Raw genomic sequence first — 24,766 nt, 5'->3', positions numbered from 1 at the left:
ATGGGAGTTAGAGTCGTGAAAATATCTGTTCGCAATTTGGTGGAATTTGTATTGCGGAGTGGAAATATTGATAGCAGAGGTGGTTATCGGGATGCGGATGCCATGCAGAAAGGCAGCAGAATACACAGGCGTATTCAAAGGCAGATGGGGCCGGAATACAGAGCAGAAGTTTCTCTGGCGGTTGAGATGCCAGTTTCCTGTGACGGACTGGACTTTTGTATTATAGTTGAGGGACGGGCGGATGGAATTATTGATACTGAAGAAAAAGTAACTATTGATGAAATAAAAGGTATCTTTATGGAGCTGGAATATCTGTCAGAACCTTTTTTGGTACACAAGGCTCAGGCAATGTGCTATGGATATATTTATGGAAAAGAAAAGATGTTGCAGCAGATGGTCATCCAAATGACATATTGCAATTTGGAAACTGAAGAAATCAAAAGGTTTCAAGAGGAGGTTTCCTTTGATTACTTAAATCAATGGTTTTCAGAGCTTGTGCAGGAGTATGCCAAATGGGCGGCTTGGCAGTTAAAGTGGATTGAAACGAGAAATGAAAGCATTCAGGGAGTAGAATTTCCATTTCCATACCGGACGGGCCAGAGAGATTTAGTGGTAGGTGTGTATAAAACTATTCTGCGCAAGAAAAAGCTGTATATTGAGGCACCAACAGGTGTGGGAAAGACGCTTTCCACAGTTTACCCGTCTGTAAAGGCAATGGGAGAAGGAATCGCAGCAAAGATTTTTTACTTAACTGCGAAAACCATTACAAGGACAGTTGCAGAAGAGACTTTTCAGATTTTGCGTGACAGTGGGATGAGGCTTAAGACTGTCACGCTGACGGCAAAGGAAAAAATCTGCCCCCTAGAGAAAATTCAATGTAACCCAGATAGTTGTGAAAGGGCAGAGGGCCATTTCGATAGGGTGAATGAAGCTGTTTTTGAGATGATAACCAGAGAAGAGGAAATTACTCGTGAGATAATTTCAGAGTATGCCCAAAAGCATAGAGTCTGTCCGTTTGAAATGGCCTTAGATGTTACTTTATGGGCAGATTGTATTATATGTGACTATAATTATGCATTTGCACCAAACGTTCAGTTAAAGAGGTTTTTTCAAAATGAAAAGAAAAACGATTATATATTTTTAATTGATGAGGCTCATAATTTGGTAGACAGAGCTAGGGAAATGTATAGTGCAATCTTATTTAAGGATGATTTTCTTGCGGTGAAAAAAATTATTAAAGGAAAAAGTAAGAGGCTAGAAAAAAAGCTGACAGTTTGTAATAAAGATTTGGTGGATTTGAAAAAGAATTGGGAGGAAAGAAGGGAGGAGCAGGGAGGAACAGGTTATGTGATATTAGAAAATATAAATAATTTTGTAGTTGATTTAATGAACCTGGTAGGCGAATGTGATTTGTTTTTAAAGAATCATCTGGATTTTGAGGAAAGAGAGTTTGTGCTAAATTTTGATTTTCAGTTATACTATTTTTTGAATATCTTTGAATTGGTAACTGATAAATATGTAATTTATAGTAATGTGGAAGAGAGGGATGGGAAGCAGAGATTTTTTATCTGTCTGCAATGCATGAATCCGGCAGATAATTTGAAAGGATGTCTGGAAAAGGGAATTAGTACGGTTTTCTTTTCTGCTACTTTATTACCTATTCAATATTACAAAGAACAATTGGCAGGTTTACCTGAGGATTATGCCATTTATGCACCATCACCCTTTGACGTTAATAAAAGAAGTATCCTAATTGCAAGAGATGTTAGTACAAAATATACAAGAAGGAATCAAATGGAGTATGAAAGGATTGTATCTTATATTTTTCAAAGTGTAAGAAAACGACCAGGAAACTATTTTGTGTTTTTTCCATCATATGCATTTCTTCAGTCAATTTATAATTTAATCGAGGATGATCAAATGTGGCAGAAGGCATTCTGGGATATGGATATTGTAATACAAGGACAAAGTATGTCCGAGGAGGAAAAGGAAGCTTTTTTAGATGGGTTTCAATCTGGAACAAGAAAAATTGGTTTCTGCGTTATGGGAGGTATTTTTAGTGAAGGCATTGACTTAAAACAAAATCGGCTTATTGGAACAGTGATTGTCGGTACAGGGCTTCCTATGGTCTGTGATGAGAGAGAACTGTTTAGAGAATATTATGATGAGAAGTGTGGAAAAGGATTTGAATACGCCTATTTGTATAATGGCATGAATAAGGTTTTGCAGTCGGCAGGACGGGTTATCCGTACAACGGAGGATGTAGGAACGATACTTTTATTAGATGAACGGTTTATGAAGCAGCAGTACAGAGAGTTGTTTCCAATGGAATGGTATCCATATGAAATCGTAACTCTAAATTCAGTAGAAGGATACTTAGAGAAATTTTGGAACAAGATTTAGTGGAGGATTGTATGAGAAGTATTAAAGGAGCATTATTTGATTTAGACGGAACATTAGCAGATTCGTTAGAATCAATTGCAGTAGCATGTAATAAAGTCTTAGTAGAGCTGGGATTTCCTGTTTTGCCAAAGGAAAACTATAAATATTATGCGGGAGACGGGGTAAGAGTATTGTGGAAGCGCGTGCTGGAGCAGGTAGGTGATAAGGAAGGGAAAAATTTTGACGAAGCATATGCAAAGTATACAGAAATTTTTAAAATGGATTGTACGTATCAGGTTACTGCTTTTAAGGGGATGAGGGAAGTACTGGGAAATATGAAATCTATGGGAATCCGTTTGGCAGTGGTATCTAATAAGCCACATGACAGAGCAGTTGAGGTTGTGGAGAGATTGTTTGGGAAGGGCTTTTTTGATGAAGTACTTGGGTTAAAAGAAGGATATCCCAAAAAACCAGATCCACTGGGAGCGTTAAGTGTGGCGAATTCTATTGGTGTATCACCCAAGGAATGTATATTTGTGGGAGATACCAATGTTGATATGCAGACGGGAAAGGGGGCAGGAATGCTGACCATAGGTGTTTTGTGGGGTTTTCGGACAAAGGAAGAACTAGTTAATCATCATGCGGATCATATAGTAGAGTTTCCAGAGGAACTATTGGATTTAATCAAATAAGCGATAAATAAAACCGGGTGAGGCATGATTTCATTTTTCACCCGGTTTTACTGTAACTGTGTTTATCCTAATAGCTGGTACACATATTTTTTTAGCTGCATAGTAGTCTCATTAAAAAGAACGGATAAAAGAATATTGATTCCGATGCAAATGATTATAGCTAGAAAAGCAAAAGATTTACTTGTTCCACCATCATCTTTTATGTAGCTTACGTTTTTCTCACTGTGAATTTCTGAATTATTCTGACAGTGAAAACGGTTTAAGGATTTCTTAGTATGGCGCCAGTAGATTCGATCTCCCAAAAAACCCATTAGAATAGTCTGTAAAATTAAAAAGCTGTAGCGCATAACGGACATTCCCATAGCGGAAGACAGTGTTAATTGATGAATGTCCATCAAATATTGCAGCAATGTAGTATAACCAATCACAAAGGAAAAGTAAATAATCCAGAATATTGTGCTGGCAGCAAGCATCTTCCGATAGGCAAGCCAGTAACCTGAAAATAGAAAAGCACACCAGTTAAAACTCATCTTATGACTATCTATTTTTTCAAATTTGCGTAAGTAGGTATTTGCTTTTTTTCCTATGAAGGCACGTAAATCCCGATGCAAATATCCTTCAATTCTGGGACCAGACGTTTTCTTCAAGGATGATAATTTCTGTGCTTCTCTATAATTATCCGCAATATGAAAATCGTCTAATCCTAAGTCAAAATCTGATTCAGATGGTGAATAGGCAGAGGATATAGAAGAAAACTCTTCTTTTATCGGAGAAGAAATTGTCTGCTGCTGAAAAGCAGTATCCTGTTGCTGCTGATAAGGACTTTGAGGAGGAAAAGCATTTCCTTGCTGCTGGTAAGGACTTTGAGGAGGAAAAGCATTTCCTTGCTGCTGATAAGGATTCTGAGGAGGAAAAGCATTTCCTTGCTGCTGATAAGGACTTTGAGGAGGAGAAACCATTTCCGTTGGAGCTGGAGTTGGAGGTTCATATGTATGAGAAGTCCCCTCGTCGGACTCGCTTAACATGTGATCACAATAACTACAGTATTTGCTATAAATAGAAATTTGAGCCTTGCAAAACGGACATTCTTTATATTCCATAGAATTACTCCTTTCATAAATATACTATAAGAATAATATAAAAACAGAGAAATTTCAATTAGATTCTGCTATATAAAATGTTACTTTGACTCTATTTCACTACTAATAGACTGAACGGTAGAAGAAGGTTCAAAATTTTCAGTTCCAAATAACATTTTATGCATTTCTTTTACATTGCTGGACAGAGTATCAGGAACTACAACAGATGCCTTGTTAATTGTCCTTGGATTTTTATCAAATGGAAAGCCATTTTGTTCTACAACATCATATGAAAAAATTCCAGGGACTAATTTTAATATTTCAGCGGTACTCATGCTAGTGTAAATCTGTGGAAGCATTTCATTGGTTACGTCGTATAATGTTTTCAAATTAGAAGACTTTACCTTTTTCAAAATTGCCTGCATTACAGTTCTTTGGCGCTCTGCCCTGGTAAAATCCCCTCCGGCGGTATAGCGGACACGGCAATAGGCAGTAGCCTGAGTACCATTTAATATTTGCTTTCCAGCTGATTTTAAGTAAACACATTTAGTGCCATTAATTCGAGCAACATCCCTCGTGTAGTCATTTACATAATCTAATTCATCCTCAGTAATCTCAATTTCCACACCGCCAAGCATATCAATAATATTTGTAACGGCACTAAAATTTACGGTAACAAAATCTGAAATATTCAGGTCAAAATTTTTGTTTATGGTGCTGATAGCCAATTCAGGGCCTCCATAAGCATAAGAATGATTAATTTTTGTATACCCATGCTCGTCAATACTTACAAATGTATCGCGATAAATGGATAGGAGTTTTATATCCTTAGTTTTCTTATGAATACTTACAATAATAATGGAGTCACTTCGTGTATTCTGATCCAGTTCATTTGCTCTGGAGTCTACCCCAAAGACCGCAATATTAATATAGTTATTTATGTTTGAATCTGAAAAATCGTTTTGAGTGACATTTTCTAAATCCACAGTATATGTTTTAATCTTGCTTAAATTAGCTACAAGAAATGCCAATGGCAACAAAATAATAAGAAGTAACAGTTCTACAACTAATAACAAACGCAGTTTCTTTTTCTTCCGCCCTTTTTTCTTTTTTTTTGGAGCAGCAAGTCTTTCTCTATCTCTTTGATTCATATGATAACCTCTTTTCTATGATTAATAAGCATTTTTATTTACGAAGCCTCTAAAAATAGTCAAAAATAAGATTTTAATATCAAACCCAAGTGTCCAGTTTTCAATGTAATATAAATCATGTTCAATCCTTTTTATAATAGAAGTATCTCCACGAAAGCCATTTATCTGTGCCCATCCCGTAATTCCAGGACGAACCTGGTGTTTAATCATGTAACGCGGAATTTCTTCTTTAAATTTTTCAACAAAAAATGGACGTTCTGGACGGGGACCTACCAAACTCATATCACCTTTTAAAACATTCCAAAGCTGAGGTAATTCATCAATGCTTGTCTTACGAATAAATTTTCCAATCGGAGTGACACGGGGATCGTTCATAGTAGTCCATGCCTTTTTCTCCTGAGATTCAGACTGTATTTCCATTGAACGAAATTTGTACATCTTAAATTCTTTGTTATGAAGCCCTATTCTTGTCTGAGAAAAAATCAGAGGGCCTTTTGAAGTTGTTTTAATAATAACTGCCACTATAATCATTGGAAGAGAAAATAAACAAATTGCAAAAAAGGCACCTAAAATATCAATTGTCCGTTTTAAATATCGATTAAAAAGATTACTTAACGGAACATTACGAATATTAATCACTGGCAGACCACTTAAATCTTCCATATATGGCCGTGTTGGTATCATATTATTGTAGTCGGGAATAAATTTTGTATGGACACCAGATTTTTCACAAATTGCAACAATACGTTCTAGTTTTGAGTATTCATCAATGCTTAAAGTAATGGCAATTTCATCCAAATCATTATTCTCCAAAAATTCTTCTAGTTTATCAATTGTGTTAATAATATTAATATTTTTATAGGTAGTACCAATTTTTTTCGTGTCATCTAAAATGCCATGAATTTTATAACCCCATTCTGGATTTAAAAGCACCCGTCTAATATAGCGTTCTGCTGTTCGGCTATATCCTACAACCAAGACATGCTTTAAATTATATCCTTTTTTACGGTAAGATTTTAAAACAAAACGGATGATTACTCTCAATGTAAAAGCAAGTAAAATATTAATGCAAAAAAAGATAAATAAAAACGCACGAAGATATTTGGTATCTACTTTTAAAAAGAATATCATAAAGGAAAAAAAGGTAATACCAACAACATTGGCTCTAAATATATTCCAGAGTTCCATGCGGTTGCTTTTGGCACGTTTTGGTCCATACATATGTGAATAATAATAAATAATCAAATAAGCAGGAACAATAACAATAAGCATAACCCTCTTTGCTAAAAGCATTGCATCGGGATAGTAATTGTACGGTGTAAGAAGAACGTACTTTGTTGTTAAAAAACTTTCAAATCTCAACCGGTGTGTAAGGAAAAAGGATACAACTATTAAAAAAGCATCAATTAACACATGAAACCGGTTTAAAAGCTTTTGATTATCTTTAATCATCTTATATCATGCCTTTCGTAATAAGCAGTAGTATTTTTTTGACATAGTCCATTTATTATAATACAATAATGAAATAGAATCTACAATTAATATTTTATAAATTTTTATTTGGCAACTGCCAGACTTGAGTTAACAGTTACGAGAATGTTAAAACTTTTTTCACAAACAGAACACAAAATGATGTTATAGTATAAACATGATAAATAAAACAAAAGCAACCCATTAAAATATAAACGATTACATGATAAGGAGTGTTAAGGTATGGATAACAATTATAATAATAACAATGGATTAAATTCAATGGGCAATGAGACAAATAGTCAGCATGATGGCTATGTACAGCAAAATTATAGTAATTATGATTATAACCAAGGAGTGGAACAAGATTTTGGATATAACCAAATGCCGATGGGCAGCCAGCCAGATGGGCAGAAACCACCCAAAAAGAAAATGACGTTTACGAAAAAAATGATTATTGCAGCAACAGCAGCCTGCTGTTCAGGAGTTTTAATTGGAGGGGCTTACCTGGGAGGTAAGTCGGCAATTAGTTATGTATTAAGCAAACAGTTTGATACAAGTGCTCTTGAAGAAAATGCAATAGAAGTGAATGAAACGCCAATTGATCAGACCGCTGTATTAGAAACAGTCAGTACAGAAAACACAGTTGCAGATGTGGTAAAGGAAGCAATGCCATCTATTGTATCAATTACAAGTACAATTGAACAGGAATATAATTATTTTGGACAGTCCTATAGCGAAGAGGCAGAAGGAAGTGGCTCCGGAATTATTGTAAAAGAAACAGATAAAGAATTGTACATTCTAACTAATTACCATGTAATAGAAGGTGCAAAAACGATTATGGTTACGTTTTGTGATGAGAACATGGTAGAAGCTACTGTAAAAGGATACGATTCTACGGCAGATTTGGCTGTTATCATTATTAATAAAAGCGATTTAAAGGAAGAAACATTAAGTGCAATTAGTGTTGCAAAGCTTGGAGATTCAGACGCCATTCCAGTGGGTGATCAGGTTGTTGCAATTGGTAATGCATTAGGATATGGACAGTCAGTTACTGTGGGATATGTAAGTGCCAAGGATCGTGAAATCGATGTAGAGGGAACCACAATGACACTAATCCAGACAGATGCTGCTATAAATCCAGGTAATAGTGGTGGTGCCTTGATTAATATGGACGGGGAAGTAATTGGTATTAATTCCTTGAAGCTTTCCGTAACAGAAGTAGAAGGCATGTGTTATGCCATCCCAATTTCTAGTGCCATTCCAATTATGAATGAACTGATAACAAAAGAACAAGTAGATGAAGGAGAAGAGGGCTATCTTGGAATTACAGGTGAAGATGTAACAGAGGAACAAAACGCAAGCTATGGCGTGCCAATGGGAGCACTGGTTGTATCCGTTGCAGAAGGCGGCGCTGCCAGCAAAGCAGGTATATTAAGTGGAGATATTATTACTGCGGTAAACGGAATAGAAGTAAAGTCCATGGCTGCTTTAAAAGAAAAAACAACAAGTTATAAGGCAGGCTCAACCATTACATTTACCGTGATGCGTAATTTAAATGGTACTTATGAGGCACAGGAAATCAATGTGACACTTATGTCTGCAACAGAATTTAATCAGCTTAACTTAGGCCAGGATAATGCAACTGAGGAAGATAACAATACAGAACAATACCAAAATCCATATCAAGATCCAAATGGAGATGGTTCAGACCAGTATGGAAATGGTTCCGATGATTTTGAAGACTTCTACAATTACTTTGAAGAATATTTTAATCAATTTAATCGTTAGAAATTTTCAATACAGCATTCTTCATAAAAATTTAGTGTAAATAACTTGTAACAAAATTCAATGTAAGATATAATAAAAACAATTTCAGTCATTACAGTAATTTGTTACAAATAGTAAGGAGAAAGAATATGAAGGATGAAACAAAGGATATAGTAGATAACACAGATAATCAAAAAGATAATAATATATATGAAGACATTTGCTATATATGCAGGAGGCCGGAAAGTAAAGCAGGTAAAATGATTCATATTCCCAATAACATCTGCATTTGTTCCGATTGTATGCAAAAAACCTTTGATACAATGAATAATGGTGGAATGCCATTTATGGATTTTGGTTCAATAAATCCTAATATGATGGGCTTTACTCCGCCTCCAAACGTAAAGAATGAGATTCCAAAGAATCAGAAAATTAAAAAAAGAGCAGAGAAAAAGGATACGGTAAAAGCAGTCCTGGATGCCAGTAATCTTCCAGCACCACATATCATTAAGGCAAGCTTAGATGAGTTTGTTATTGGACAGGAGTTTGCAAAAAAAGTGGTTTCTGTAGGTGTTTACAATCATTACAAAAGAGTTGCAACAGGAACCATGGAGGATATTGAGATTGAAAAGTCCAACATGCTTATGCTGGGACCTACTGGAAGTGGTAAAACGTATATTGTAAAAACCCTTGCTCGTATTTTGCAGGTACCATTGGCAATTACAGATGCAACTTCTCTAACGGAAGCAGGATATATTGGAGATGATGTGGAAAGTGTTTTATCAAAATTACTGGCAGCTGCAGATAATGATGTAGAAAAGGCAGAACGTGGAATTGTTTTTATTGATGAAATTGATAAAATTGCAAAGAAAAAAAGCACTAGCAGCCGAGACGTTAGTGGTGAGTCCGTACAACAGGCGTTGTTGAAGCTGTTAGAAGGAAGTGATGTGGAAGTGCCGGTTGGGGCAACTAGTAAGAATGCCATGGTGCCGTTAACAACAATTAATACACGGAATATTCTGTTTATTTGCGGCGGTGCTTTTCCGGATTTAGATAAGATTATTAAACAGCGGTTAAATAAGCAAAGTTCCATTGGCTTTAGTGCCGATTTGAAGGATAAGTATGATTCGGATCCAAAGCTGTTATCCCAGGTGGCAACAGAAGATTTACGAGAATTTGGAATGATTCCAGAGTTTCTGGGACGTCTTCCGATTGTGTTTACTCTGGATGGCATGTCAAAGGAAATGCTGGTAAAAGTTCTGAAGGAGCCAAGAAACGCTATTACAAAGCAGTATAAAAAACTGCTGGCACTGGATGAGGTGGATTTGGAATTTGATGAAGGAGCCTACGAGGCAATTGCTGAAAAGGCCATTGAAAAGAAAACAGGTGCAAGAGCACTAAGAGCGATTATAGAAGAATTTATGCTGGATATTATGTATGAAATTCCTAAGGATGAAGCAATTGGACGAGTTATTATAACGAGAGAATATATTGAAGGGAAAGGAGCACCTCAGATTGAAATGAGAGGAGTGCCAAAGCTTCCAGCTGAACTGTAAGAATATTTAATTTAAAAAATAGATATCCCTGCTCATGAGACAATTGTTGTTTTGTGAGCAGGGATTTTTTTGTCTGCACAAAACAGGAAGAGTCTGGGGTAATTCTAATTCAACCTCAAAGAAATATAGAATTGTGTTAAAATAAATTTAAATATGCAAAAAAATATGGTATAATAGAATTTATTATGTGTGCAAATATGTGTATGCACTTTTAAAAATTTATTTTTTGGAGGAAAAAATGGAACAAGTACTAAAAGTATTCAATCAAATCTATGATTTTGTATGGGGACCGCCATTACTAATCTTGCTGGTTGGGACTGGAGCTTATCTTACTTTACGTCTTGGATTAATTCAGGTGTTAAAATTACCTCTGGCGCTTAAGTATTTATTTTCAAAAGAACAGGAAGTAAATAAGGCAGAGGGTGATGTCAGTAGTTTTGCAGCACTATGTACCGCTTTAGCAGCCACTATAGGAACTGGTAATATTGTAGGTGTGGCTACTGCAATTAAAATAGGGGGACCAGGCGCACTTTTTTGGATGTGGCTGGCAGCTTTTTTTGGTATGGCGACAAAATATTCAGAAGGTCTGCTGGCGGTTAAATATAGAATTGTAGATGAAAACGGGCAAATGTCAGGTGGACCGATGTATTATATTGAACGTGGTTTAGGGATAAAATGGCTTGCTCGAATATTTGCTTTTTTTGGCATATGTGTGGCTTGTTTTGGAATTGGTTCTTTTGCGCAGATAAATTCTATTACACAGGCAACTAATGTAGCATATCATATACCAGTTTGGGTATCAGCCACAATTATTACAATTCTTGTTGCACTAGTTACATTAAATGGAATCAAAACGATTTCTAAGGTCGCAGAAATCATTGTTCCTTTTATGGCGGCCTTATATATTCTAGGGGCTTTGATTATTTTGATTGTAAACATTAGATTACTTCCAGGAGCAGTGGAACTAGTAATTAAAAGTGCATTTACGACAACAGCGGCAGCAGGCGGATTTTTAGGTGCCACAGTTAAGCAAGCAATACAAAATGGTGTAGCAAGAGGTGTTTTTTCCAATGAATCAGGACTTGGAAGTGCACCGATTGCAGCGGCAGCAGCAAAGACCAATTCTTGTGTACGTCAGGGATTAATCTCTATGACAGGAACATTTATTGATACTATTATAGTATGTACCATGACAGGACTGGTAGTAATCATAACAAATTCATGGAATCTGGGGCTAGAAGGGGCAGCAGTTACCAATTATGCATTTTCTACAGGATTACCTGGAGCAGCAATTGGAAAATTTATTGTAACAATAGGTCTGGTATTTTTTGCATTTACTACTATCATAGGCTGGAACTATTATGGGGAGCGATGCACAGAATATTTATTCGGAGTCAAAGGAATTAAAATTTATCGACTTATTTTTATTGTGCTGATTGGGATAGGAGCCTATATAAAACTGGATTTAGTATGGTTAATCGCTGATATTGCCAATGCATTGATGGCATTTCCAAATCTAATAGGAATCTTAGGACTAAGTAATGTTATTATTTCAGAAACCAAAAGTTATTTTAGTATGAATAAAGAGTTGAGGGCAAATGGTAATTAAAAAATTAGAACCGGAAAAAATGGATAGTGCCATCGAACTTGTGTGGAAGGTTTTTCAGGAATACGAAGCACCAGACTATCCTGTAGATGGAGTGACTACATTTTATAATTGTATTCATGATAGTTTATTTTTAGCTACCTTAAAGTTTTATGGTGCTTTTGAAAGGGACAAATTGATTGGAGTAATCGCCACAAGGAGTGCTGGCAGCCATATCTCGTTATTTTTTGTAGAGAGCAGTTATCAGCAAAAAGGAATTGGGCGGCTGCTTTTTGAAAAAGTATTGTTGGAAACTTCATCACCTGTGATTACAGTTCACTCATCTCCCTATGCCGTTGAAGTGTATCATAAGCTGGGTTTTGTTGATCGTGACAAAGAGCAGTTGACAGCTGGGATAAGATACACACCTATGCAGTATATAAAAGACAAATTGAAATAATCTTTTTAAGCCAGAGTCGTGAAGCTCTGGCTTAAATTTGAAACCCAAAGCATATAAAATAGAATATATTAATAATTTCTTAGAATAAGTGCATTTCACCGCTGCTGGTATAAATAAAAACTTGACAAAATTTAATTTCTAGATTAACATATTTTCATGGATAAGGACGTTCTACACGGGGAGGAACGTCATTTTTTATTTGATAGGAAAGGAAAGTGAATATTATGAAAATAGGAAAGAAATGTATTAGTTTATGTCTGGCTGCTGCCATGATGGTAACTGTAACAACTGGCTGTGGGAAGAAAGATACAGGAAGCGGCGAGGATGCATTTGTAATTGGCGGATTAGGACCACTTACAGGTCCAGCGGCTTCATATGGTATTTCGGTGAAGCAGGGGGCAGAAGTTGCAGTAGAAGAAATTAATGCTGCTGGTGGAGTTAACGGACAAAAGTTAGAATTAAAGTTTATGGATGATGAAGCAAGTGAAGAAACAGCAGTTACTGCGTATAACACATTAATGGATGAAGGAATTGATGCATTAATGGGTACCGTAACCAGTGGAGCATGTTTGGCAATTGTAGACTTGACAAAGGAAGACGGTATTCTTCAAATCACTCCTTCTGGTTCTGCAAAAGGATGTACAGAATATGATAATGCATTCCGCTTATGCTTTACAGACCCACTTCAGGGAGAGAAAATGGCAGAATTTGCAGTAAATGAACTTGGTAAAACAAAAATAGCAGTACTTTATAATAATGCAGATGAGTACAGCCAAGGTGTTAATGATGCATTTGTTGCTAAGGTGAAAGAATTAGGAGGAACCATTGTTTCTGAACAGTCTTTTAAAACAGATGACATTGACTTTAGTGCCCAGTTAACCAGCATAAAATCAACAGATGCAGAAATCATTTTTGTACCTGCATATTATGGAGATGCTGCATATATTACAACTCAGGCAGCTGATCTTGGAATGGAACTTCCTTTTATCGGAAGTGATGGATGGGATGGTGTACTACAGCAGGTAACCAATAAAGATGTGGTAGAAGGTGCAATTTTCTTAAGTCCATTTTTGGCAACAGATCCTTCCGCTGCTGATTTTGTAAGTACTTATAACGAAAAATATGGAACAACACCAGATCAGTTCGCAGCAGATGGCTATGATACTATTTATGTAATTAAGGCAGCGATAGAAAAGGCTGGCGCAACTGACAGTGAGTCCCTGATTGCTGCGATGACAGAAATTGAAGTAGATGGTTTAACTGGTAAGGTATCATTTACAGCAGATGGCGAACCAAACAAGGATGCAATATTTGTTGAAATTAAAAATGGTGAATACACTGCAAGATAATTTTGAAATGACAGAGTGAGAGAAGGAATTGTTTTCTCTCATTCTTTTATCAAAAATAAACTGTTTTCGATAGCTATTTCGGTTGATAAATATTGCTTAGGGGCAATATTTATTAGTCGAAATTTTCTGTCTAATGAAAGAATTAGAGGTGACATAATGGAAAATTTCATTGAAATATTAATCACAGGGCTTCGATCAGGAAGTATTTATGCGCTGATTGCGCTAGGATATACAATGGTTTACGGTATTGCCAAAATGATTAACTTTGCACATGGAGATATTATTATGATAGGTGCCTATGCACTATATGTATTTATTGAACTTCTTCATATGCCTGTAGTTCCCGCTGTAATTTGTACCATAGCTGTTTGTGCAGTTTTAGGAATCTGCATTGAAAAGGTAGCATATAAACCGCTTAGAAAAGCAACACCATTAGCAGTACTTATTACTGCCATTGGTGTAAGTTATTTCTTGCAAAGTGCGGTATTACTTATTTTTGGAGGAACTCCGATTAGCTTTGCATCTATAATTGATTCAAAAGCATTATCTTTAAAAATTGGAAGTATCACTTTATCAGGTATTACAATCGTAACACTAGCAGTCACTACTATTTCTATGATCGCGCTGACGCTTTTTATTCAAAAAACAAAGACAGGCAGAGCAATGCGTGCAGTATCAGAAGATAAGGGTGCAGCTGAATTGATGGGGATTAATGTGAATAGAACAATTTCCATTACGTTTGCAATTGGTTCAGCTTTAGCTGCGATTGCAGGTATTTTATATATTTGCCAGTTCCAGAGTTTAAAACCAACACTAGGGGCACTTCCAGGAATTAAAGCTTTTGTAGCTGCTGTATTAGGTGGCATTGGCAGTATACCAGGTGCCATGCTGGGAGGTATTTTGTTGGGAGTCATTGAGTCTGTCTCGAAAAATGTTTCTGGAGAACTGGCGGATGCCATTGTTTTTGGCGTTCTGGTAGTTGTTTTGCTTGTAAAACCATCTGGTTTACTTGGCAAGAACAAAACAGAGAAAGTGTAGGTGGCATCTATGACGAAAAATAGAAAAAACGATAAAATAAAAATAGTTTATAGTATATTAGCAATTGTTGTGATTTACATTTTGCTAAAAATAGCAATTGATGGAGGGATTCTAAACCGTCAGTACCGTTCTCTTATTGTTCCTATCGGAATCAATATTATTTTAGCAGTATCACTGAATTTAACAACGGGTTTTTTAGGAGAATTGGCACTAGGTCATGCAGGTTTTATGGCAATTGGTGCCTATGTGGGGGCGCTGATTACACTAAATATGAACGCATCTGTATATGTGGAGCTGCCACTTGCACTTCTGGCAGGGGGATTGTCAGCAGCTTTGGCTGGATTAATTATAGGTATACCTGTACTAAGACTACGAGGAGATTATCTGGCGATTGTAACACTGGCTTTTAATCAGATCATTATTTCAATCATTAATAGTATGAAGGTAACCAATGGAGCCCAGGGTTTATCCAAAATTGAAACCTATACGAATTATAAGCATTTTACGTCAGCTTTCATTTTAGTAGTAATTACGATTATTGTAATTCGCAATTTTGTACATTCCAAACATGGCCGAGCAGTTTGTGCTGTACGTGATAATATGATTGCAGCCGAGGCATCAGGCCTACAGGTCAGTCGATACAAAATCCTGGCATTTGCTATTGCCGCATTTTTCGCTGGAGTAGCAGGTGTTATATATGCTCATAATGTAAGTATTATAAAACCAACAAATTTTGAATATACAAAATCAATTGAAATATTAGTTATGGTAGTGCTTGGTGGAATGGGAAGCATAAAAGGATCTATTATTGCGGCTGCGGCGCTAACTGTTTTACCAGAGTTTCTTCGTGGAGCGGATGACTTTAGAATGCTTTTATATGCTACCGTATTGATTGTTATGATGCTGTTTAATCAGTCTGGTGTCAGAGACAGACTATTGGGAAAACGTAAATTATTAAGCAATTCTAAAAATGTGAAGGGGGAATAGGAGATGGCTTTATTAGAAGTGAAAAATCTGGGTATCTCCTTCGGTGGTTTACGAGCTGTGGATCAATTTCATGTATCTATCGAAAAAAGACAGTTATATGGACTGATTGGACCAAATGGAGCTGGGAAAACTACGATTTTCAACCTACTGACAGGAGTTTACAAACCAACAGAAGGAAGTATTTTATTAGATGGAATAAGTCTTGTGGGAAAAGGACCAGCACAAATTAATCAAGTTGGAATAGCAAGAACTTTTCAGAATATCCGGCTGTTTCATAAAATGACTGTGTTGGATAATGTGAAGGTTGCTCTTCATAATCAGATTAAATATTCTGTGATGGAGGGAGTATTGCGGCTGCCTGGCTATTTTAAAAGGGAAAAGGAAATGGACAAGAAGGCTTTGGAACTTTTAGAGGTATTTAACCTGCATGAAGAGGCTGGTATCATAGCAGCTAATCTTCCCTATGGAAAGCAGAGGAAACTAGAGATAGCAAGAGCAATGGCAACCAATCCTAAGCTGATATTACTGGATGAACCTGCTGCTGGTATGAATCCAAATGAAACAGAAGAATTAATGGAGAATATCCGTTTTATCCGGGATAAATTTGAAATGACAATATTACTAATTGAGCATGACATGAAATTAGTAGCTGGTATCTGTGAACAAATTACAGTTTTGAATTTTGGTACAGAATTAGCATCTGGCACGCCAGATATGGTATTAAATGATCCAAAGGTAATCACAGCTTATTTGGGTGAGTAAGGGAGGAAAAATCATGGCAATGTTAGAGGTTAAGAATTTAGAAGTTTACTATGGAATGATTCAGGCAATAAAGGGGATCTCCTTTGAAGTGAATCAGGGAGAGGTAATTGCGTTAATTGGGGCAAATGGAGCTGGTAAAACTACCATTCTTCATACTGTTTCTGGATTGATGAATTCCAAGGCAGGAAGCATCATCTTTGAAGGAAAAGATATTACAAAGGTGCCTGGACATAAAATCGTTTCACTGGGTATGGCTCACGTTCCAGAGGGAAGAAGAGTTTTTTCAGAACTTTCGGTATATGAAAATTTGAAACTAGGTGCATTTACCAGAGAGGATAAGCAGGAAATACAGGATACGTTACAGATGGTTTATAAAAGATTTCCCAGACTGGAAGAAAGAAAAAAACAGACGGCGGGTACATTAAGTGGTGGAGAACAGCAGATGCTTGCAATGGGCAGGGCACTGATGTCCCATCCTAAAATTATTTTAATGGATGAGCCTTCCATGGGGCTTTCACCATTGTACGTTTCGGAAATTTTTAATATTATCAAGGAAATTAGTTCCAGTGGAACAACGGTGCTGTTAGTAGAGCAGAATGCAAAGAAAGCATTAGGAATTGCAAACAGAGCATATGTTTTAGAAACAGGGAAGATTGTGCTGGAGGGAAATGCAGAAGAGTTATTGAAGGATGATTCAGTTAAAAAAGCATATTTAGGTGAATAAATTTAAATAAGACAGAGAAAGAGGTGTGTCTGAACCAACAGGTGGGCACATTTCTTTTTTTATGCAGACAGCGGATTTTAAAATTAGTATTGTATTTGCTTTAGCTGTATTTTATAATTAAGATTAAGTCAAATATGACAGAATGTAAAAAAGAGAAGGGGGATCATTATGATTTCTGAAAAAATGGTTGACTATGTAAAAGGAAGTTCTGTAATTCGAGCAATGTTTGAAGAGGGGCAGAAGCTGGCTAAAATATATGGGGAGGAAAATGTATATGATTTTAGTTTGGGAAATCCAAGCGTAGAACCTCCAGCAAAAGTAAAAGAAGCAATTGTGGATATCATAACTAATGAAAATGCTAAGCAGATACATGGTTATATGCTGAATGCTGGGTATGAAGATGTAAGAACGGTAATTGCAGATTCTCTAAACAAAAAGCATGGTACAAGCCTGAAGCAGGATAATATTATTATGACGGTAGGTGCAGCAGGTGGACTGAATGTTATACTAAAAACTTTATTGAACCCAGGAGATGAAGTAATTGTATTTGCACCATTCTTTGGTGAGTATAGAAGTTACGTGAAAAATTTTGAAGGTGAGTTAGTTATAATTTCACCAGATACGGATACTTTTTTACCAAATCTAAAAGAATTTTATGATAAAATTACTTCAAAAACCAAAGCTGTTATTGTAAATACTCCTAATAATCCAACTGGTGTGGTGTATTCTGAAAAGGTAATTATGGCTTTGGCAGAAGTGTTGAATAAAAAGCAAGATGAATATGGAACAGCTATTTATTTAATTGCTGACGAGCCGTATAGAGAAATAGTATATTCAAATCAAGAGGTTCCATTTATTCCGAAATATTATGATAATACAATAGTAGGTTATTCCTATAGTAAATCCTTATCATTGCCTGGTGAAAGAATTGGCTATCTTGTAATACCAGCTGAAGTAGATGATTTTGAAAATGTAGTTTCCGCAGCTGGTGTAGCAACTAGAATTCTAGGATTTGTTAATGCACCATCTTTGATGCAGAAGGTAATTGCCAGATGCATTGATGAGGAAGTAGATATTGAAGTGTATAATCGCAATAGAGAACTTTTATATAATACATTAACAGAGTATGGATTTGAATGTGTAAAACCAGATGGTGCATTTTATCTTTGGATGAAGATACTGGGGGATAATGAGGCAGAGTTTGTAAAAAAGGCAAAAGAATTTAATCTGCTTATTGTAGGCGGAAGTGCATTTGGTGGATCTGGTTATGTACGTATGGCATACTGTGTGGACTATGACATGATAGTGCGGGCACTTCCTGCATTTAAAAAGCTGGCAGAGGCGTATCAGGCATAGTTTCCTAGGTTACTAGAAATGAAAGAAATGAAGAAACCAAATAGGAGGGTTGTGTTCAGATGAAACTTTGGGAACAAAATATCCGAAAGGTAAAACCATATGTACCTGGGTTGCAGCCAAAGGAAGATAATATTATAAAACTAAATACTAATGAAAATCCATATCCCCCTGCACCGGGTGTGGAACGGGTTATGGAGCAAATGAAGCTGGATAAGCTTAGGCTATATCCAGATTACGATTCAACAGAATTGGTAAACGAGCTGGCAAAGGAGAAGAGAGTGGACCCTGAACAGATTTTTATTGGGGTTGGTTCGGATGATGTACTTGGAATGGCATTTTTAACTTACTTTAATTCAGATAAACCGGTGCTTTTTCCTGACATTACGTATTCCTTTTATGACGTTTGGTGTGAATTATATAAAATTCCATATGAAAGGCCAATGCTCGATGAAAATTTTCGAATAGTAAAACAGGATTACTACAAAGAGAATGGTGGTGTGGTAATTGCAAATCCCAATGCTCCTACTTCAATATGTGAAAGTACAGAGTTTATTCGGGATATTTTGGAGCACAATCAGGATGTAGTAGTAATCGTGGATGAAGCATATGTGGACTTTGGGGGTGCTTCCAGCATTGATTTGCTGAAGGAATATGATAATTTATTAGTTGTACAGACCTTTTCAAAATCACGTTCACTAGCAGGGTTACGAATTGGATATGCAATAGGAAATAAAGAACTAATCGAAGCATTGAATATTGTGAAATTTTCATACAATTCATATACCATGAATACTGCTTCCATTGTCCTTGGAGCAGAGGCAGTTCGTGATAAGGAATATTTTCAGAATACTGTGAACCAGATTATAGAGCAGAGAGAAAAGACGATTCAGGAACTGGATGAATTAGGATTTACTTGCTTAGATTCAAAAGCAAATTTTGTGTTTGCAACGCATAAATCTGTTCCAGCAGGGAAAATATATGAAGAACTTCAAAAGAAAAAAATATATGTACGGTATTTTAATAAACCGCGAATTAATAACTTCCTTCGCATTACAATTGGAACAGAGGAAGAAATGAATCAATTAATAATTGCATTAGGAGAGATTTTATAAGATTAGAAAGGCAGCAGATGTTAGTAAAAAAATTAATTGACCAGGGGTATTTAAGCAAAGAGGAATATATTTTGTTATTGGAACAATATACGCAGGAAGATAAGGAACAATTGCGAAAAAGGGCTTTGGAACTAAAAGAAAAATATTATGGGAAAAAGGTCTATACAAGAGGGTTGATTGAATTTACCAATTATTGCAAGAATAATTGTTTCTATTGTGGCATACAAGGTAAAAATAAGAATGTAGAACGGTATAGGCTTTCTATGGATGAAATTCTGGAATGCTGTCAAATCGGCTGGAATCTTGGATTTAGGACATTTGTTCTGCAAGGCGGTGAAGATCCGTATTTTACAGATGAACGTATCGTTGAGATAGTCAAAGCGATAAAGGGAACATATGAAAACTGTGCCATTACGTTATCAATTGGAGAGAAAAGTTATGAGGCATATAAGAAATTTCGGGAAGCTGGTGCCGATCGGTATTTGCTGCGACATGAAAGTGCAAATGAAGACCATTATAAGAAACTGCATCCAGAGGAAATGACTTTGCAGAATCGAAAGGAGTGTCTGTATCAGCTGAAGGAACTAGGGTTTGAGACAGGGGCAGGCTTTATGGTGGGTTCACCTTATCAAACCAATGAATGTCTGGCAGATGACCTGATTTTTCTAAAGGAACTGCAGCCTCATATGGTGGGAATAGGGCCGTTTATTCCACATCATGATACCATTTTTGCACAACAGGAAAAAGGGAGTCTGGATAAAACCTTGTTACTGATATCAGTACTTCGTATTATTTTACCAAAGATTAATCTTCCAGCTACAACTGCTCTCGGTACGTTAGATGCAAAAGGGAGAGAGAAAGGAATTCAGGCAGGAGCGAATGTTGTTATGCCTAATCTTTCTCCAACATCTGTCCGAAAAAAATATGAACTTTATGATAATAAAATATGTACTGGTGATGAGGCAGCAGAATGTAGGGGATGCTTACAAAGACGAATAGAATCCATAGGTTGTGAGATGGTTTCAGAACGTGGAGATTCTGCGGTGCTTCGTGAGTAAATTTTGTGATTTTAGAAAAAAGGGAAGGATTGGGTATAAATGAATTTTTTAAAGGATATTCTTCGTGGGGTTCTTATCGGAATTGCCAATGCAATTCCAGGGGTAAGTGGTGGAACTATGATGGTTTCTATGGGGATTTACGACAAAATTATTTCTGCCATCACTACTATTTCAAAACAATTAAAAAAAAGTATCATTACTTTGCTGCCATATGGAGTGGGAATGGTACTGGGAATAGTAGGGTTGTCTTTTGTAATTGAGTATTTGTTTGATCATTTTCCATTGCAGACAGCTTTGCTGTTTATTGGCTTAATATTAGGTGGAATACCCATGCTTTTAGGTCATTTTAAAGGAAAAGTCATATCAGGAACTAATATAATTGTTTTTCTTCTGTTTTTTGTATTTATGATATTTTTACAGTGGCTTGGTGAGGGAAACGGAGAGGAAGCAGTGCTTACGTTATCTTTTATCAGTTTGCTTCAGCTGTTCTTTATTGGAGTAGTTGCCTCTGCAACAATGGTAATTCCAGGTGTGAGTGGTTCTATGATGTTGATGCTGCTAGGATACTATAACCCAATTATTGAAATGATAACCGCTATTATCAGAGCACTGGTGAGTGGTGACTTTTCTACGCTGCTTACAAAAGTTGCAATTATGATTCCTTTTGGAATAGGCGTTATATTAGGCATTTATTTTATAGCAAAATTAATTGAATTGTTGCTGAAAAAGAAAGAAACACTAGCATACAGTGGAATTTTAGGTCTTGTGGCAGCCTCTCCATTTGTAGTGCTTATGCAGTGCGGTGTAAAGGAACTTAATGTAATGATTCTGTTATCAAGTGCTGTTACTTTTTGCATTGGCTTTGTGATTTCATTTTTTTTAGGAAGAGAGTAGAAAGAACTTATTACTTTATTGGTGAAATTATGTGTGAAATAAAGGAAGTGGTTGCTTGAGTAAAAAAACGTTATATTTAAAGATTGTTTTACATTTTGTTATGGCTGTAGCGGTGGCATGCATTTGTATTTTTGTACTTCCACGGATTATTCGCTTTTTTCTTCCATTTGTAATTGGATGGATAATTGCTATGATAGCAAATCCCATTGTGAAATGGATGGAAAAGAGAGTTAAGATTGTGAGAAAGCATAGCTCCGTCATTATAATTATAGCGGGATTGGGAATTGTTGTTGGAATCATTTATTTGGGTATTTCAGCGCTTGGAAGAGAAATCATTTCATTACTGACGGATTTGCCTGATATTTATAATAGCATGGAGCTGAAGCTGGCAGATATCTCGAAAAAAATGAATGGTATTTATAAAGTGATGCCAGAGAATGCGAAGAATGTAATGGATTCTTTTTGGTCTAATGCAAATAAATATGTGACAGACTTTATTTCAAATAATGATGTACCAAGTATTAGTTCGGCTGGAAACATTGCTAAAAATCTTGCTGATGGACTTTTTATGGCAGTAATCTCTCTTTTATCAGCATACTTTTTTATTGCAGAAAGAGAAAAAATGATGATTGTCTATCGAAAAATGACACCAAAGGTAATTACAGAGAAGATAGATATTATAATGGATAATTTTAAAAGGGCTTTTGGTGGATATTTTAAGGCTCAATTCAAAATTATGCTGGTAATTCTGCTTATACTTTTTGTTGGCTTTGAGTTATTAAGAGTTCCATATTCTTTTTTATTGGCATTGGTAGTTGCGATACTAGATCTCCTTCCTTTTTTTGGGACTGGAGCGGTGATATGGCCATGGGCAGTTTTTGAATTAATATCAGGTAATTATGTAAAAGCTATCTGTCTTATGGTCATATATCTAGTCTGTCAGGTTGTGAAGCAGGTGCTCCAGCCCAAAATGGTAGGAGACAGCATAGGACTTAGCCCGTTGGCTACTTTGATATTCATGTTTATAGGATATCGGTTTTCTGGCCTGTTAGGACTGATTATTGGTATTCCCGTTGGAATGATTGTAGTGAATTTCTACCGATCGGGGGTTTTTGATAATATAATACGTGGAGCGAAGATTATTGCACATGATTTGAGTGAATTTATGAAATTTTGAAAAAACTGCTTGACAAAACAGTTTTTATTGAATATAATGTCTATCGTAACGTAGTTACACCAGTTACCTAGTGATAGCAATTCAGTATTGATTTTGTTAAGCATAGGTTACTAATCAATGGGATCTTAGCTCAGCTGGGAGAGCATCTGCCTTACAAGCAGAGGGTCACAGGTTCGAGCCCTGTAGGTCCCATTTTTAAGCATAGAAAGCTTAAAAATGGACATAATAATGTATATGGCGGAATAGCTCAGTTGGCTAGAGCACACGGTTCATACCCGTGGTGTCGGGGGTTCAAATCCCTTTTCCGCTACTGTGATGTTGTATTGATTACAACATCTTTTTTTTATGTGCTAGGAAAATGCTTCGCATTTCCTAGCACATAAAAAAGCACCCTAAAAAACAGGGTTTTTGTTTTCTAAACTTGAAGATGGTGTAGATTCAGCAAAAAGTACTTGAAATGTCGGATGAAATGACTAAATAAAGTACAGACTGATAAGACATATCGAAGTGCTGTAATAGAAGAAATATAGGAAAAATGAGAAGCAGGACCTATTGACTAAACTAAGATGTAATAAAAGTGCGATATGACGTGATAAACGGACGTCTCAGGCATTAGACAATATAAGTTTAGTTTGGTATAATAAAGTCATAGACATAGTTAAAACAACTAGTTGGAAAGGAATTAAAATGAGAGTAGGAATGGGTTATGATGTTCATAAGTTAGTAGCAGACAGGGATTTAGTTATAGGTGGAGTAACAATACCTTATGAATATGGATTGCTAGGTCATTCAGATGCAGACGTATTACTACATGCCATAATGGATTCATTATTAGGCGCAGCCGCTCTTGGAGATATTGGGAGACATTTTCCTGATACAGACGAACGGTATAAAGGTATTTCCAGCATGGAACTTTTGAAGAAGGTAAAAGAAATGCTGGATCACAAATTTTACATTATTGAGAACATTGATGCTACGATTATTGCACAAAAGCCTAAAATGGCTCTATATATTCCGCAGATGATTGAGAATATAGCAAGAGTACTTAAAATAGATATTGAACGAATAAATATTAAAGCAACAACAGAGGAAGGACTGGGTTTTACAGGGAAAGGTGAAGGAATTTCTTCACAGGCAATTTGTTCTTTAACTGAAATTATGAATTATGCATACGATAATCCCAGGAAAGTTATTAATGAAGGATGCAGTGGGTGTAAGGGGTGCTCGAAGCATAATGATTAGTTGCTTTCATTGATTTGTAGCTTTAGTGTGCAGTTGGTTTAAGGGGGAATCTTAGTGGAGACAATTGGCAGAGGAGTATATGATTCAATTGAAGTAGAGAGGAAGATAGTAAGGGAAAGAGATAGGTTAGTACATGAAATTGCAGCAGCAAGAGAATTATTAGAAAATAATTTGAATGAATTGCAAAAAGCAGGTGAGATGATATATGAAAGTTATGCCATGTACCTTTCTGATCTTATCACATGTGTGACCGATGATAACCGAAGAGATTATTTAAGACATAATTACAATATTTTTAATGCCATTTGGATGCATTTTAAAGTAGATGTTCGGAACATGTTGCTTAGAAGTATGCATCATCATGCTGACTACTATACCCAGTTTGTTAAAGGACTGGTATATGTCAATGAACGAGGTGAGCTGACTAAGTTAATAGAGTTAAACTCAGAGCATACAGAAACATTTAGAGCATTGTTTTTTAAAACAATTTATACACAAAGAGTATATGAAGCTAAGATGGATGACTTTTGTGACTTGGATATGAAGATGTTTCGTTTGGTGCAAAGTGCAATTTAACAAAACACAAACTTGACAAACAGGGAATTATTGAATAGAATAACATATATAATTTAAAAGCTGTGAGCGGAAAGAGTAATCAGTTGGGTGATAAAAGAGAGGGGATGTTATAAGCTGAGAGCATTCCTTATACGAGAACTGATGAAGTGCCTCCGTGAGCTGATTAGATGAACTAATAGTAGTTTAATCCGGTAACTGCCGTTATAGGAATAAGATTTTTAATGACCTGTTTGTGAACCAATATTGTAAGTGATAATAGAACTATGTATAATATTGGAGTGTGTCATTTGAAAAATAGAGTGGAACCGCGAAAACTTCGCCTCTAGAGTTAGAGACGAAGTTTTTT

21 protein-coding genes, 2 tRNA genes and 1 other annotated feature are annotated in these 24,766 nt (G+C 36.1%); of the genes, 20 read left to right on the top strand and 3 right to left on the bottom strand.

Features of this window, described 5'->3' with window-relative positions; all coding sequences use genetic code 11:
- Window positions 1-2,403, top strand: coding sequence for an ATP-dependent DNA helicase (locus tag BM305_RS00360; RefSeq protein ID WP_092558708.1), 2,403 nt, complete (start codon window positions 1-3; stop codon window positions 2,401-2,403).
- Window positions 2,404-2,414: 11 nt separating this feature from the next.
- Window positions 2,415-3,074, top strand: coding sequence for an HAD family hydrolase (locus tag BM305_RS00355; protein WP_092558707.1), 660 nt, complete (start codon window positions 2,415-2,417; stop codon window positions 3,072-3,074).
- A gap of 62 nt (window positions 3,075-3,136) precedes the next feature.
- Here the strand turns inward: BM305_RS00355 and BM305_RS00350 are convergent, their stop codons facing one another.
- From BM305_RS00350 to BM305_RS00340, 3 genes are all read right to left on the bottom strand, one after another.
- Window positions 3,137-4,174, bottom strand: coding sequence for a proline-rich domain-containing protein (locus tag BM305_RS00350; protein WP_092558706.1), 1,038 nt, complete (start codon window positions 4,172-4,174; stop codon window positions 3,137-3,139).
- Between the two features lie 80 nt (window positions 4,175-4,254).
- A complete protein-coding gene (locus tag BM305_RS00345) occupies window positions 4,255-5,304 on the bottom strand; it encodes an LCP family protein (protein ID WP_092558705.1) in 1,050 nt (349 codons plus the stop codon).
- A 21-nt stretch (window positions 5,305-5,325) separates the two neighbouring features.
- Window positions 5,326-6,756: an undecaprenyl-phosphate glucose phosphotransferase gene (locus tag BM305_RS00340; RefSeq protein WP_092558704.1), complete on the bottom strand. Its 1,431-nt coding sequence runs from the start codon at window positions 6,754-6,756 to the stop codon at window positions 5,326-5,328.
- Window positions 6,757-7,017: 261 nt separating this feature from the next.
- Here BM305_RS00340 and BM305_RS00335 point away from each other — a divergent pair, with 261 nt between their 5' ends.
- The 18 genes from BM305_RS00335 to BM305_RS00250 all read left to right on the top strand — a co-directional run bounded on the left by BM305_RS00335 (window position 7,018) and on the right by BM305_RS00250 (window position 24,420).
- The gene (locus BM305_RS00335) at window positions 7,018-8,565 is read left to right on the top strand and encodes a S1C family serine protease (protein WP_092558703.1); all 1,548 of its coding nucleotides are present in this window, start codon (window positions 7,018-7,020) and stop codon (window positions 8,563-8,565) included.
- Window positions 8,566-8,693: 128 nt separating this feature from the next.
- A complete protein-coding gene (clpX, locus tag BM305_RS00330) occupies window positions 8,694-10,100 on the top strand; it encodes an ATP-dependent Clp protease ATP-binding subunit ClpX (RefSeq protein WP_092558702.1) in 1,407 nt (468 codons plus the stop codon).
- 238 nt (window positions 10,101-10,338) lie between these two features.
- Window positions 10,339-11,709: an alanine/glycine:cation symporter family protein gene (locus tag BM305_RS00325; RefSeq protein WP_092558701.1), complete on the top strand. Its 1,371-nt coding sequence runs from the start codon at window positions 10,339-10,341 to the stop codon at window positions 11,707-11,709.
- Window positions 11,699-12,145 carry a GNAT family N-acetyltransferase gene (locus BM305_RS00320; protein ID WP_092558700.1) on the top strand — a complete coding sequence of 149 codons (447 nt, stop codon included), beginning with the start codon at window positions 11,699-11,701 and terminating at the stop codon, window positions 12,143-12,145. Before BM305_RS00325 ends, BM305_RS00320 begins: the two co-directional genes overlap by 11 nt.
- Window positions 12,146-12,369: 224 nt before the next feature.
- Window positions 12,370-13,494 (top strand): ABC transporter substrate-binding protein, encoded by a 1,125-nt coding sequence (locus BM305_RS00315; RefSeq protein WP_092558699.1) that lies wholly within the window; start codon window positions 12,370-12,372, stop codon window positions 13,492-13,494.
- A 156-nt stretch (window positions 13,495-13,650) separates the two neighbouring features.
- Complete coding sequence (locus BM305_RS00310) at window positions 13,651-14,532, top strand: branched-chain amino acid ABC transporter permease (RefSeq protein ID WP_330393376.1); 882 nt, start codon at window positions 13,651-13,653, stop codon at window positions 14,530-14,532.
- A gap of 9 nt (window positions 14,533-14,541) precedes the next feature.
- On the top strand, window positions 14,542-15,519 hold the full coding sequence (locus tag BM305_RS00305; RefSeq protein ID WP_092558698.1) for a branched-chain amino acid ABC transporter permease: 978 nt from the start codon (window positions 14,542-14,544) through the stop codon (window positions 15,517-15,519).
- 3 nt (window positions 15,520-15,522) lie between these two features.
- Window positions 15,523-16,281, top strand: coding sequence for an ABC transporter ATP-binding protein (locus BM305_RS00300; RefSeq protein ID WP_092558697.1), 759 nt, complete (start codon window positions 15,523-15,525; stop codon window positions 16,279-16,281).
- Between the two features lie 13 nt (window positions 16,282-16,294).
- Window positions 16,295-17,005: an ABC transporter ATP-binding protein gene (locus BM305_RS00295; RefSeq protein WP_092558696.1), complete on the top strand. Its 711-nt coding sequence runs from the start codon at window positions 16,295-16,297 to the stop codon at window positions 17,003-17,005.
- A gap of 168 nt (window positions 17,006-17,173) precedes the next feature.
- Window positions 17,174-18,361 carry a pyridoxal phosphate-dependent aminotransferase gene (locus BM305_RS00290; protein WP_092558695.1) on the top strand — a complete coding sequence of 396 codons (1,188 nt, stop codon included), beginning with the start codon at window positions 17,174-17,176 and terminating at the stop codon, window positions 18,359-18,361.
- A 59-nt stretch (window positions 18,362-18,420) separates the two neighbouring features.
- Window positions 18,421-19,473 (top strand): histidinol-phosphate transaminase, encoded by a 1,053-nt coding sequence (gene hisC, locus BM305_RS00285; protein WP_092558694.1) that lies wholly within the window; start codon window positions 18,421-18,423, stop codon window positions 19,471-19,473.
- 17 nt (window positions 19,474-19,490) lie between these two features.
- The gene (hydE, locus tag BM305_RS00280; protein WP_092558693.1) at window positions 19,491-20,531 is read left to right on the top strand and encodes a [FeFe] hydrogenase H-cluster radical SAM maturase HydE; all 1,041 of its coding nucleotides are present in this window, start codon (window positions 19,491-19,493) and stop codon (window positions 20,529-20,531) included.
- A gap of 39 nt (window positions 20,532-20,570) precedes the next feature.
- Window positions 20,571-21,425: a DUF368 domain-containing protein gene (locus tag BM305_RS00275; protein ID WP_092558692.1), complete on the top strand. Its 855-nt coding sequence runs from the start codon at window positions 20,571-20,573 to the stop codon at window positions 21,423-21,425.
- Between the two features lie 55 nt (window positions 21,426-21,480).
- The gene (ytvI, locus tag BM305_RS00270; RefSeq protein WP_092558691.1) at window positions 21,481-22,602 is read left to right on the top strand and encodes a sporulation integral membrane protein YtvI; all 1,122 of its coding nucleotides are present in this window, start codon (window positions 21,481-21,483) and stop codon (window positions 22,600-22,602) included.
- 119 nt (window positions 22,603-22,721) lie between these two features.
- Window positions 22,722-22,794, top strand: a tRNA-Val gene (locus BM305_RS00265).
- Window positions 22,795-22,838: 44 nt separating this feature from the next.
- A tRNA-Met gene (locus BM305_RS00260) sits at window positions 22,839-22,912 on the top strand.
- Window positions 22,913-23,289: 377 nt separating this feature from the next.
- Window positions 23,290-23,844, top strand: coding sequence for a 2-C-methyl-D-erythritol 2,4-cyclodiphosphate synthase (gene ispF, locus BM305_RS00255; protein WP_092558690.1), 555 nt, complete (start codon window positions 23,290-23,292; stop codon window positions 23,842-23,844).
- Window positions 23,845-23,898: 54 nt separating this feature from the next.
- A complete protein-coding gene (locus BM305_RS00250; RefSeq protein WP_092558689.1) occupies window positions 23,899-24,420 on the top strand; it encodes a hypothetical protein in 522 nt (173 codons plus the stop codon).
- 53 nt (window positions 24,421-24,473) lie between these two features.
- Window positions 24,474-24,747 (top strand) — a binding site (T-box leader).
- The last annotated feature ends 19 nt before the right edge of the window (window positions 24,748-24,766 follow it).

Source organism: Anaeromicropila populeti (assembly GCF_900112775.1).
Lineage (GTDB): Bacteria > Bacillota > Clostridia > Lachnospirales > Lachnospiraceae > Anaeromicropila_A > Anaeromicropila_A populeti.
This window is presented reverse-complemented; position numbering and strand designations above follow the sequence as displayed.